The organism is Actinoplanes sp. NPDC049265 (assembly GCF_043197135.1).
Taxonomy (GTDB): Bacteria; Actinomycetota; Actinomycetes; order Mycobacteriales; family Micromonosporaceae; genus Actinoplanes.
Genome location: NZ_JBICSP010000034.1, coordinates 25497 through 37642 on the forward strand (window position 1 = coordinate 25497; position 12146 = coordinate 37642).

General features: G+C 71.3%; 10 protein-coding genes. 6 read left to right on the forward strand and 4 right to left on the reverse strand.

The genetic code is table 11. From position 1 onward, the window contains the following. Nucleotides 1-50 precede the first annotated feature (50 nt). Nucleotides 51-899 carry a 16S rRNA (cytidine(1402)-2'-O)-methyltransferase gene (gene rsmI, locus ACGFIO_RS42285; RefSeq protein WP_392836422.1) on the reverse strand — a complete coding sequence of 283 codons (849 nt, stop codon included), beginning with the start codon at nt 897-899 and terminating at the stop codon, nt 51-53. Between the two features lie 119 nt (nt 900-1018). Between rsmI and ACGFIO_RS42290 the strand changes: the two genes are divergently transcribed. The 3 genes from ACGFIO_RS42290 to ACGFIO_RS42300 all read left to right on the forward strand — a co-directional run bounded on the left by ACGFIO_RS42290 (nt 1019) and on the right by ACGFIO_RS42300 (nt 6186). Next, entirely contained in the window at nt 1019-2539 is a 1521-nt protein-coding gene (locus ACGFIO_RS42290) for a dolichyl-phosphate-mannose--protein mannosyltransferase (RefSeq protein WP_392836491.1), read from the forward strand. Nucleotides 2540-3082: 543 nt separating this feature from the next. Beyond that, nucleotides 3083-3823, forward strand: a complete 741-nt coding sequence (locus tag ACGFIO_RS42295) for a hypothetical protein (RefSeq protein ID WP_392836425.1) — start codon at nt 3083-3085, stop codon at nt 3821-3823. A gap of 59 nt (nt 3824-3882) precedes the next feature. Continuing rightward, nucleotides 3883-6186, forward strand: a complete 2304-nt coding sequence (locus ACGFIO_RS42300) for a bifunctional polysaccharide deacetylase/glycosyltransferase family 2 protein (RefSeq protein ID WP_392836494.1) — start codon at nt 3883-3885, stop codon at nt 6184-6186. A 78-nt stretch (nt 6187-6264) separates the two neighbouring features. On the opposite strand, the gene ACGFIO_RS42305 is transcribed toward ACGFIO_RS42300, so the two are convergent. Then, entirely contained in the window at nt 6265-7500 is a 1236-nt protein-coding gene (locus tag ACGFIO_RS42305) for a GAF domain-containing protein (RefSeq protein ID WP_392836426.1), read from the reverse strand. Nucleotides 7501-7539: 39 nt separating this feature from the next. After that, nucleotides 7540-8592, reverse strand: coding sequence for a hypothetical protein (locus ACGFIO_RS42310; protein ID WP_392836427.1), 1053 nt, complete (start codon nt 8590-8592; stop codon nt 7540-7542). 109 nt (nt 8593-8701) lie between these two features. Between ACGFIO_RS42310 and ACGFIO_RS42315 the strand changes: the two genes are divergently transcribed. After that, on the forward strand, nt 8702-9562 hold the full coding sequence (locus ACGFIO_RS42315; protein ID WP_392836429.1) for a TatD family hydrolase: 861 nt from the start codon (nt 8702-8704) through the stop codon (nt 9560-9562). A gap of 94 nt (nt 9563-9656) precedes the next feature. Here the strand turns inward: ACGFIO_RS42315 and ACGFIO_RS42320 are convergent, their stop codons facing one another. Further along, the gene (locus ACGFIO_RS42320) at nt 9657-10199 is read right to left on the reverse strand and encodes a hypothetical protein (RefSeq protein WP_392836431.1); all 543 of its coding nucleotides are present in this window, start codon (nt 10197-10199) and stop codon (nt 9657-9659) included. A 73-nt stretch (nt 10200-10272) separates the two neighbouring features. Between ACGFIO_RS42320 and rsmA the strand changes: the two genes are divergently transcribed. Next, entirely contained in the window at nt 10273-11160 is an 888-nt protein-coding gene (rsmA, locus tag ACGFIO_RS42325) for a 16S rRNA (adenine(1518)-N(6)/adenine(1519)-N(6))-dimethyltransferase RsmA (RefSeq protein WP_392836433.1), read from the forward strand. Between the two features lie 40 nt (nt 11161-11200). Beyond that, nucleotides 11201-12139: a 4-(cytidine 5'-diphospho)-2-C-methyl-D-erythritol kinase gene (locus tag ACGFIO_RS42330; RefSeq protein ID WP_392836434.1), complete on the forward strand. Its 939-nt coding sequence runs from the start codon at nt 11201-11203 to the stop codon at nt 12137-12139. Nucleotides 12140-12146 lie beyond the last annotated feature (7 nt).

Sequence of the window (12146 nt, forward strand, 5' to 3'; positions counted from 1 at the left end):
TAGCCCCGGGCGGCATCTCGTGCCTCGATACCGCCCGGGGCTACCACTGTCTACTGGGCCTGGTGGACCAAGGCGTAGACCTCGCGGCGGCGGAGGCCGAACTCGGTCGCCACCGCGGAGATCGCGTCGCGCCGCGAGTCGCCGGCCGCCTCCCGTTCGGCCACCGCGGCCCGGAGATCCTCATCGGCCGGGCGGGCCGCGGCGGTCACCGGGGCACCACCGAGCACCAGCGTGATCTCCCCGCGGGGCGGCGACGCGGCGGCCCAGTCGGCCAGTTCGGCCAGCCTTCCCCGGCGTACCTCCTCATAGGTCTTGGTCAGCTCCCGGCAGACCGCCGCGGGCCGCCCCGGGCCGAACGTGGCCACCAGGTCGGCCAAGGCGTCACCGACCCGATGCGGCGCCTCGAACAGGATCAGCGTGCGCGGCTCGGCCGCCAGCTCCCGCAGCCGGGACCGGCGGGCCGAGCCCGAGCGGGGCAGGAACCCCTCGAAGACGAACCGGTCACTGGGCAGGCCGGACAGCGCCAGCGCGGTCGTCACGGCACTCGGCCCGGGCGCGGCGGTGACCGGGAATCCGGCGTCCAGGGCGGCCCGTACCAGTCGGTAACCCGGGTCGGAGACGCTGGGCATGCCGCCGTCGGTCACGACCGCGACGGTCTGTCCGGCGCGAAGGGCGTCAACCAGTTCGGGCGTACGCCGCTCCTCATTGCCCTCGAAATACGACACGATCCGGCCACCGACCGTGACGCCGAGATCACGGGCCAGCCGGGTGAGCCGCCGGGTGTCCTCCGCCGCGACGACATCCGCCGAGGTCAGCGTGTCGCGCAGGCGCTGCGAGGCGTCTCCGGGGTTGCCCAGCGGCGCCCCGACGAGCACCACCCGTCCGTTGGCTTCTTCCACGACAGGAAGTCCATCACACCGCGCCACGCGGGCTGGACGAGCACGGGCCCCCACGCTCGGCCTACCATCGCGGGGTGAGTGTGGCGACCGACATCGCGCCCGTGCCCGTCGAGTCCGACATGGCACCCTTCGGGAAGAGACGGGTGCCCGACGTCGTGCGTCGCCGGCTGTCGAGCCTGGAAAACTGGCTCAACCCGTACTCCTGGCTGGTCACGCTCGTGATCACCGGGCTCGCGGCGATCCTGCGGCTGGTCGGCCTGAGCAAGCCCAAGGTGCTCGTCTTCGACGAGGTGTACTACCCGACCGACGCCTGGGACATGCTGCACCACGGCGTGGAGTGGGACGAGAAGACCAACGGTCCGGCGTACGTGGTGCATCCGCCGCTCGGCAAATGGTTGATCGGGCTGGGCGAGCTGGTGTTCGGCAACACGCCGCTGGGCTGGCGGGTGCCGGCCGCGATCGCCGGCACGCTGATGGTGCTGATCCTGATCCGGGTCACCTACCGGCTGTTCCGCTCGATCGTGCTGGCCGGGGTGGCCGGTCTGCTGATCACGCTGGACGGCTTCCAGCTGGTGCTGTCACGGACGTCGCTGCTCGACATCTTCCTCGGGCTGTTCATCCTGGCCACGTTCGCGGCGCTGGTCATCGACCGGGACGCGTACCGGCGGCGATGGCTGCGCGCGCTGGAGAACGGCTTCGACCCGGAAACGTCCCGGCTGCCGCACTTCGTGCCCTGGTGGCTGTTCGCCGCCGGGGTGCTGTTCGGGCTGGCCTGCGGCGTGAAGTGGAGCGCGTTGTTCTTCGCGCCGTTCTTCGCGGCCCTGGTGGTGGCCTGGCGGATCGGGGCGCGGCGCTCGGCCGGGATCCGGCACCCGATCACCGTACGGCTGTTCGGCGACATCGGGTGGCTGGTGGCCAGCTTCACCCTGACCGTGATCTTCTACCTGTCCACCTGGATCGGCTGGTTCGTCACCAACACCGGCTACTTCCGCCACTACCGCGCGCAGAACGGCATGAGCGAGCCGCCGATCCTGGGCGCGCTGCTCAACCTCGCGCACTACCACCAGCAGGCGTACACGTTCCACAGCGGCCTGACCGACAAGCACCCGTACCAGTCCTGGCCGTGGCAGTGGCTGCTGCTGGGCCGGCCGGTGGCCTTCCACTGGAACGGCAACGGCACCTGCGGCGCCAGCAACTGCGCGACCGAGATCCTGCTGCTCGGCACGCCCATCCTGTGGTGGTCGTTCCTGCCCGCGATCGGCGCGCTGATCTGGTTCGGCATCGCCCGGCGGGACTGGCGGGCCTGGGCCATCGGCGCCGGTCTGTCCGGTGGCCTGCTGCCGTGGTTCTACTACGCGGTCGCCGACAGCCGCACGATGTTCTCCTTCTACGCCCTGCCGGCCCTGCCGTTCCTGATCCTGGCGGTCACCTACACGCTGGGCGCGATAATGACGCCACCGGGCGGCATCGAGGCGGGCGAGCGGAAATCCGACCGGCAGATCGTCGGCACGGTGATCGCGGGCGCGTTCGTGGCCATCGTCGCCCTCTGCTTCGCGTACTTCTACCCGATCTTCGTCGGCGAGACGATCCCGTACGAATCCTGGCAGGCCCGCATGTGGCTGGGTTCCCGCTGGATCTGAACGAGGCGCTCGCGACCCATGACCGAACCGTAGCTCGCCCTGCAACTCTTCGGCTCAGCCGGAGAGTGGGGGCAACGTAAAGCGCGCTCCGATCGCCTGCCACGGGGGAAGCGGGCGATAGGAGCGCGCACCACGAAGCTTAGCCATGGGCGCCTCTGTCCACAACGGCTGTCCATGCTCAATCATCAGGAAATCGGGCCAATTTTGGTTGCGGTCGCACGGACTTCGCGGCACGCCCGGTCCGATACCGGCATTTCGGACATAAGTTTACTAAAGTGATTAATAGCAGAGCGGATATTTGCGAGGCGCATTCGGGAATGGAGTCGGGAAACTGACACCGAAATTGTTCCCACAATTGCGTAACCTATTTCTCTGAGCATATTCCGTCCAGCTCAGGCGGATCTCCAACGAGGTCGATCAGATGGCCCGCCATCAGGTCAAATGCTGACCATCACCGATTCGGATGAGATTCCGTGAAAAGGCGGCGTACCCCGCGGGAGTGACGCCGATCAAGATCTCCAAAGATGTTCCTAAGCTCGCCGGGTGACTTCGCAGGAGCTTGAAAACATCCCCGACACCGAGGTGCTCTCGGTGCCCTCGGCGGCGCCGGTGTTCGTCGACGAGTCCGGTCGCCGGCGCAAGCTGCTCCGTCGCGTTGCCTACGGCTTCGGCGCGCTGTGCATGGCCTACGGCGGCCTGGTCAGCGTCAGCCTGGCCGGTGGCCCGGTCAGCTCGAGCGCGGTGCTGCCCCTGCCCGACCTGGGCCGGGACGACGACCGGCCGGCCGACGCCGCGCCAATTCCGCCTGTGCCGGCGTTGACGACGCCACCCGCGTCGCAGCCCCCGCGGCTGATCACCGAGTCGCTTCGCCGCCCGTACACCCCGGCCAACGGGGGCCCGCGACGTGCGGAGGCGTCGCGAGCCAGTCGTAGGCCGAGCGAGTCGGGGAAGGCGCCGGTCCGCGTCACCCCGACGCCGGCCACCACCAAGCGGCCCACCGAGTCCGGCACGGTCAGCCCGGCGCCGACCAAGACGACCCCGATCTCGCCGGGGCCGGCCACCACGACCCCGGTCCCGGACCCGACGACCACCCCGCCGCCGCCGGTCCCACCCAAGCCGCCGGCGACCGGCGGTCAGGGTGGCGGCGGCGAGGTCGACGGATCCGGGGCCGGTACCTTCAGGCCGCCGGTCCACACCCAGAAGCCGGCCGTCTCGCACGTGCCGTCGACGCCGCCCGCCCCGTCCGAGCCGGACCGGGAGGACCAGGAAGAGGTCGCGGAGTGACCCGGCACGGACGCGGCCGGACCCGGGCCCGCCGGCGGCTGCTGCCCCGGCCACGGATCATGCTCGGCACGCTGCTGGTCGCGCTGTTCATCGGCGTGCTCGTCGTGCAGGCATACATCAACAGCGAGTTCACCGCCGACCACGTCGAGACCGAGGTCGGGGACCAGGCCGGCGTACCCCGTGCCATCAAGCACGGTGGCCCGGTCATCAACACCACCGGAGGGCAGGTCAGCTCCAACCGCCTGCCGCCCCGGACGATCGCGCTGACCTTCGACGACGGCCCCGACCCGAAGTGGACGCCGCAGGTCCTGAAGGTGCTCGAGGACAACGGCGCCCACGGCACGTTCTTCGTCGTCGGCTCCGAGGTGACCCGCCACCCGGACGTCGCCCGGCGGATCGTGGCCGGTGGGAACGAACTCGGCCTGCACACGTTCACCCACCCCAACATGCAGCTGCTCGCGCCCTGGCGCCGCGACCTCGAACTGTCACAGACCCAGGTGGCGATCGCCCGGGCCGCCGGGGTGCACACCAACCTGGTGCGGTTCCCGTACTCGTCCAAGCCGCAGGCCATCGACGAGACGAACTGGGCGCTGTTCAAGGAGACCGGGGCCAAGGGCTACCTGGTCGTGGTCAACGACCGGGACAGCCAGGACTGGCAGCGGCCGGGCGTACCCCGGATCCTGTTCAACGCCACCCCGGAGGGCGACCAATCGGCGGTCGTGCTGTTCCACGACGCCGGCGGCGACCGGGCGCAGACCATCGAGGCGCTGCGCGCGTTCATCCCGGCCATGAAGGCCCGCGGATATCGGTTCACCACCGTCACCGAAGGGCTCAACGTCGGGCTGAAGCAGGCCGACAACGCGCCGCCGCCACTGGCCTACAACGAGCCCGCGCCGGCGACCGACCGCTGGCGGGGACAGGCCCTGATGTGGACCGTCGACCTGGCCGACGGGCTGGTGTACGTGATCGCCGGACTCTTCCTCGTCGTCGGGTTGCTGACCATCGGGCGTACCGGCCTGCTCCTGCTGCTGGCCGGGCGACACGCCCGGCACCGGCGCAGGCCCGGCTTCCGCTGGGGCCCCGAGGTGACCGAGCCGGTGTCGGTGATCGTGCCCGCCTACAACGAGAAGGCCGGCATCGAAGCCGCGGTCCGCTCCCTGGCCGGCGGCGACTATCCCGAGATCGAGGTGGTGGTCGTCGACGACGGCTCCACCGACGGCACGGCCGCCCTGGTCGAACGGCTGCGGCTGCCCAACGTACGGGTCATCCGGGTGCCCAACGGCGGCAAGTCCAACGCGCTGAACACCGGCGTCGCCCTGGCCAAGCACGACCTGATCGTCACCGTCGACGGTGACACCATCTTCGAACCGGACTCGGTCCGCCGGCTGGTGCAGCCGTTCGGCAAACGCAACGTCGGCGCCGTCGCCGGCAACGTCAAGATCGGCAACCGGCGCAGCCTGGTCGCCCTCTGGCAGCACATCGAGTACGTGATCGGCTTCAACCTCGACCGGCGGCTCTACGAGGTGCTCAACTGCATGCCCACGGTGCCGGGCGCGATCGGAGCGTTCCGGCGGCGGGCCCTGGACGAGGCGGGCGGCTTCAGCGACGAGACGCTGGCCGAGGACACCGACGTCACGATGGCCCTGTGCCGGGCCGGGTGGCGGGTGGTCTACGAGGAGGGGGCGCGGGCCTGGACCGAGGCGCCGGCCACGCTGGAACAGCTCTACCGTCAGCGGTACCGGTGGAGCTACGGGACCATGCAGGCGATGTGGAAGCACCGCAAGGCGCTCACCGAACGCGGTACCTCCGGCGCCTTCGGCCGGCGCGGCCTGCCGTTCCTGGCCCTCTTCGGGGTCGCGTTGCCGCTGCTCGCGCCGGTCGTCGACATCATGCTGGTGTACGGCCTGGTGTTCTGGGAGCTCGAGGAGACGGTGGTGGCGTGGAGCGGCATGCTGCTCCTGCAGCTGGTCACCGCGGCCGTCGCGTTCCGGTTCGACCGGGAGTCGATGGGACCGCTCTGGCGGCTGCCGCTGCAGCAGTTCGCGTACCGCCAGCTGATGTATCTGGTCCTGATCCAGTCGGCCACGACCGCGCTGACCGGTGGGCGGCTCGGCTGGCACAAACTGCGCCGGGCGGGACTGGTCCGCTCCGGCGCTCCGGCCGGTCCACCGGTCGAGCCGCGGGCGGCGCCGCAGGTGGACTCGTGGCCGCCGACGCTGCACGAGATCCGGCTCGATCCGCATCCGGCGGCGGGGCGGGCGCCGGCCCGGCCGCACGTACCCACTCAGGCGTTTTCCACCGATGACATGCCGTCCGCCGGCTCGCCCCCGGGTGGCGGCTCCGGCCCGGTGCGCACCGGGTGAGAAACGGCCCCGCACCGCCCGAACTGCAGCCGGGCGGTGCGGGGCCGGTCTGTCGGTCCGTCGATCCGAACGACAGTCTCAGACGGCGATCAGGTCGCGGTCGGTCTCTTGCTCGGCGAACGGGAACACCACGTGCAGTGACGTACCGTCGCCGGGCCGGTCGGACAGCGCGACCGTCGCGTGGTGCGCGTCCAGGATCCGTTTCGCCACGGCCAGCCCGCGGTCCGGTCCCGGCACGGTCGCCGGGTTCGCGATCGCACCGTAGTAGAGGTGCGGGAACAGGTCGGGCCGCATGCCGTCAGGCAGGTCCATGTCGTCCAGCCGGACGGCCGGTCCCGACTCGATCTCGGTGCCGACCCGCACCCGGCCACCCGACGGCGTGTACTTGACCGCCGCGAACAGCAGCTGCATCAGCACCTGCTCCAAGCGGACCGGGTCGGCGACGATCGGCAGCGCCGGGCCGCCGGCCTGGTTGAGGATCCAGATCTGTTTGGTCGCGGCGATCGGCCGGACCGCCTCCACCGCGCGCTGGGTCAGGCGGGTCAGGTCGATCTGCCGCATGTGCAGGCTGTCGTGGCCGGCCCCGGCGTCGGCCAGCCGCAGCAGGTGGTCGAGCAGGTCACGGAGCCCGCGTACGTGGGCCGCGGCGGCGTGGCCGACCAGGTCGGCCAGCTCGGCGTCGTGGTAGCCGGTGCGGCCCAGGCCTTCGAGGTACACGTCCATCAGCCGCAGCGAGGCCTTGAGCTCGCCGCCGACCAGGGCGGCCAGCTCGTCCTTGCGGCGTTCCAGCTCCTGCAGCCGGGCGGTGGTGTTGGCCAGCGTCACCGCGTAGCGCCGCAGTTCCAGCTGGGCGGTCACCTGCCGGGCGAGCGCGCGCAGCGCCTGTAGCTGTTCCATGTCCAGGCGTCGCGGCTCGGAGTCGACCACGCAGAGCGTGCCCAGCCCGAAGCCGTCGGTGGTGATCAGTGGCGCGCCGGCGTAGAAGCGGACGCCCTCGGGCTGTGTCACCTGTGGATTGTCGGCGAACCGCGCGTCCTGGCGGGCGTCGGGCACCACCAGCAGATCGCGACCGAGGATGGCGTGGGAGCAGAAGGAGATGTCACGCGACGTCTCGGTGAGGTCGGTGCCGATCCGGGCCTTGAACCACTGCCGATCGGTGTCGATCAAAGACACCAATGACATGGGTACGCCGCAGACATTCGAAGCCAGCGCGACGATGTCATCGAAGTCCTTCTCCGCCTCGGTGTCGAGCACGCCGAGGGCGTAAAGGGCGGCCAGTCGATCGGTCTCGTTGCTGGGGCGGGGAGCATCCATGCCTTAGGGATACCACCGGAAAGTAGCAATCCTCGCTTTTTACTCTTTTTGCCCGACCGGCAACTCGTAGGGCAGATCCATGATGTGGTGGTCGGCCAGCTCGCCGAGCGGCGCCCACGCCTCGTAGACACCCCGCTCGTAGCACCGGGCCCCAGTCGTGGACAGGCTCTCCGCGTCCGGATGGAGCAGCCGCAGCCGGGCCCAGCGCTCGTCGCGCTGCAGCACCCAGCACGCCGTGCCGCGCCAGAGGGCCTGCTCGGCGCGGCGGCTCAGGGTCTGCACCGGGTAGCGGGCGGCGCGCGTGAGGGCGCGTACCCGGAACTCCTCGGGCGGGTCGGCTACAGCCTGATATTCGTGCTGGTTGATCCGGCCGACCAGCTGGGCGGTGGGCGCGTCGGTGCAGGGGATGTACTCGCGGTCGGGCGTGATGCCGGGCAGACCCTCGAGCATCCGGCGCCACTTCGGGCCGGCCAGACGCAGCCAGCCGTGCTGCTCCGGCTGATAGGTGAAGAGCACGACCTCCTCGCCGGTGGACGAGTAGCCGAGCAGCTGCGCGTTCGCCGGGATGGGCAGGTCGGCGAAGCCCGCGGTGACGTACTCCGGGATCAGGTCGTCGGTGCTGGGCGTGAAGCCGGTGCCCAGGACCAGGGCGCCGATCCGCTGGTGGGCCGGGAGTGAGGCGAGCCCGGGCTGGCCCGGGCCGCCGGGGATCTCGTAGTCGATCGGGTCGACCGCGCGCCAGCGCAGCGCGTACGCCACCTCGGTGTCGATCGCGCCGTCGGTGCGCAACAGGCCCAGATCCTCGGGCCGCCGCAGGTGCTCGATGTCGCACGAGCGATAGCAGAAGCCGTACGGCAACCAGCCGCCCAAATGCCCGGCGACCTGCGCGGCGGACAGGATCTTGGTCATCCGGGTGCCGCGCCGGACGGCGGCCGACTCGCGGATGCGGCGCAGCATCGGATCATCGCGGTGCGCGGCCGACTGGCTCATCCGCTGGACCTGTGCCCAGCCCAGGTCGCGGTGCAGCGGAGCCATCAGAGGTGGCTCCAGTGGCTCGAGGCCGACCGAGCTGTCCTCACCGGTCACGGTCACGAGCGGAAAGTAATCGCGCGGGATTGATTCAAGGTGAACGATGGGTTACCCGGACCTGGGTGTATGCAGGATCACTCACCCTATCGAGCGTATGGCAGAGTTGACCTCGATGAGTACGCGCGAGGAGCGGGCCACGCGCCGGGCGGGCGAGTTCCCGCCGCCGCCGGAACCGCTGGCAGTGCCGGTCTTCGACAGCCACACCCACCTGGACATCACCGTCCAGGAGACGTCCGGTCCCGGGGTCACCGAGCTGATCGACGCCGCCGTCCGGGCCGGAGTGGACCGGGTTGTCCAAGTCGGTGTCGATGTAGCCTCCTCGACATGGAGCGCTGACCTCGCCGCCCGCGACGACCGGGTGCTGGCCGCGGTCGCCATCCACCCCAACGACGCGCCCCTGCTGGCCGACCTTGACGAGGCCCTGCGCGAGATCGAGGCGCTCGCCGCGCGGCCGCGGGTCCGAGGGATCGGCGAGACCGGGCTGGACACTTTCCGTACGGGCGCGGCCGGTCGCCCGGCCCAGGAGGAAAGCTTCCGGGCGCACATCGCGATCGCCAAGCGTCATCACAGAGCGTTAATCATCCACGATCGCGACGCCCATGCCGAAGTCCTGGCGGTCCTCGACCAGGAAGGCGCTCCGGAAACCGTAGTGCTGCACTGTTTCTCCGGTGACGAGGCGTTCGCGGCCGAATGTGTCAGGCGGGGATACTTCCTCAGCTTCGCCGGAACGGTCACTTTCGGTAGTGCGGGCAACCTTCGCGACGCCGCCCGGATCACCCCGCCGGAACAGATGCTGGTCGAGACCGACGCGCCGTACCTGACCCCCAAGCCCCACCGCGGCCGGCCGAACGCGTCCTTCCTCATCCCGCACACCATGCGCGCGCTGGCCGAATACACCGGCCGCGACCTGGACGAGCTCTGCGCCGCGGTCTCGGCCAACGGCGAGCGCGTCTTCGGGCCCTGGGTGAACTGAGGCGCGCTCCGGACCACGCCTCGCTCTCGGCCGGGGGTGTGAAACGCGCCTCAGAAGCCGGTCTCCAGGGCTCGACCGCGAGGCCTGCCGCTTGTCAGTCCTCCTCCACCCAGGCGTTGACGCCCAGCTCGCGACCGAGGGCGGCGAGCTGATCGGCGAAGGCGCGCGGTGCGGCGTTGAGCGGGCCGCGGGACACGAAGCGGACCGCCCAGTGCCGGCCGGTCGCCACATCGAAGACGCGGTGGACGATGCGAGAACCGCGAGGGTCGGGCTCCACGCTGGTCACTCCGCGGTACCACCACTCGCCCTGCAGGGTGACCGAGCGCCGGGCCCGGTCGACGGTCACGGTGAGGACGCTGCCGTCCCTGGTCACGGTGAACTCGTCGCTCTCGGCCGGCCCCGCCTGGCCGGTCGCCGCCGGCGGTGCCTTGTCGCTCCCGGCCGGTGGCGCCTTGTGGCGCTCGGCGGAGCGCGCCTCGTTGCTCTCGGCGGGTGGCGCCTGGGGGCTTTCGGCCGGGGCCGTCCGGCCGGTTGTGGCCAGCGGGGAACGGCCGCCGGGGCGCACGTCGAGCAGGACGGCGGCGACCGCGTCGGGGGGTGCCTCGACGATGCCGTGCAGCTTCAGCAGCTCAGTCACGGCGGCGGGGTCGGCCGGTGGACAGGTCACTCATGCGTTCCGTTGTATCAGCGCACCCGTAAGCTCTGCCCCCATGGCTGACGCACTGCTCGGGCCGGTGGAGATCCGGGAGCTCGCCGCCCGGTTGGGGGTGGCGCCGACCAAGAAGCTCGGCCAGAACTTCGTGCACGATCCGAACACGGTGCGCCGGATCGTGGCCGCGGCGGGGCTGCGGGACGACGACGTGGTGGTCGAGGTCGGGCCGGGGCTGGGGTCGCTCACGCTGGGGCTGGTCGGCGGGGCGGCGCACGTACACGCGGTGGAGATCGACCCGGCGCTGGCCGCCGCCCTGCCCGAGACCGTGCGGTCCGACCGGCTGAGCGTGCATCCGCGGGACGCGCTGCGGGTGACCGCGGCCGAGTTCGACCCGGCGCCCACCATGCTGGTCGCCAACCTGCCCTACAACGTGGCCGTCCCGGTCGTCCTGCACCTGCTGGCCGAGCTCCCGACGCTGCGCGGGGGGCTGGTCATGGTGCAGAAGGAGGTCGCCGATCGGCTGGTCGCGGGACCCGGATCGAAGGTGTACGGCATCCCGTCGGTCAAACTCGCCTGGTATGCCGAGGCGCGCGCCGCGGGCCGGGTACCCCCGGCGGTGTTCTGGCCCGTGCCCAACGTGGACTCGGGGCTGGTCGCCTTCACCCGGCGTGACCCACCGGTGACCGCGGAGCGGACGAAGGTCTTCGCGGTGATCGACGCGGCCTTCGCGCAGCGCCGCAAGACCCTGCGCGCCGCCCTCGCCGGATGGGCCGGCGGACCGGTCCGGGCCGAGGCGGTGCTGCTCGCCGCCGGCGTCAACCCGCAGGCCAGGGGGGAGTCGCTGTACGTGCGCGAGTTCGCCGCGATCGCGGCCGCCGCCGATTCTTCAGAGTGCGGCGGTAAGCTCAGCGCGTCCGGCCAAGAGCCCGAGGAGGTCGACCAGTGACCCGGTGCCCGAGCGGCGCGCTGCCCGTGAGCCGCGCCGCGTGACCGAGGCATGGGGTCCGGAGGACGGACGGCGGTCCGGACCGGTGCGCATCCGCGTCCCCGCCAAGATCAACCTTCATCTCAGTGTGGGTCCGTTGCGTCCGGACGGCTTCCACGAGCTGACCACCGTTTATCACGCGATCAGCCTCTTCGACGAGCTGCGGGCCAGCCCGGGTGACACGCTCGCGCTGACCATGGAGGGCGAGGGCCAGGGTGAGCTCGCCCTGGACGAGACCAACCTGGTGATCCGGGCCGCCCGGGCGCTGGCCGCGCACGCCCGGGTGCCCGCGTACGCCCGCCTGCACCTGCGCAAGTCCATTCCGCTGGCCGGTGGCCTGGCCGGTGGCAGCGCCGACGCGGCGGCCACCCTGCTGGCCTGCGACGCGCTGTGGGGGACCGGCCTGCCCCGCGACGAACTGGCCGAGATCGGCGCCACGCTGGGCTCGGACATCCCGTTCCTGCTGCAGGGCGGCACCGCCCTGGGCACCGGACACGGCGAGGTGGTCAGCCCGATCCTGGCCCGGCCGACCACCTGGCACTGGGTGGTGGCGATCGCCGACGGCGGGCTGAGCACCCCGGAGGTCTACCGCGAGCTCGACCGGCTGCGCGACCGGGGCCAGGCGCCGGTCCCGCTGGACACACCGGACACGCTGATGGCGGCCCTGCGTCAGCGCGACCCCAAGGTGCTGGCCGACGTGCTCGGCAACGACCTGCAGGCCGCGGCCGTCTCGTTGCGCCCGGCCCTGGCCGGAGTGCTGGCGGCCGGCGCGGACGCGGGCGCGATCACCGGCATCGTCTCGGGTTCCGGCCCGACCTGCGTGTTCCTCGCCTCCGACGCGGCTCACGCCGAGCGCCTGGCCGCCGCGCTGACCTCGTCCGGCGTGTGCCGGGAGGCGCGCACCGCGCGTGGGCCGATGCCGGGAGCCCGGATAACCTAGGTCCTAT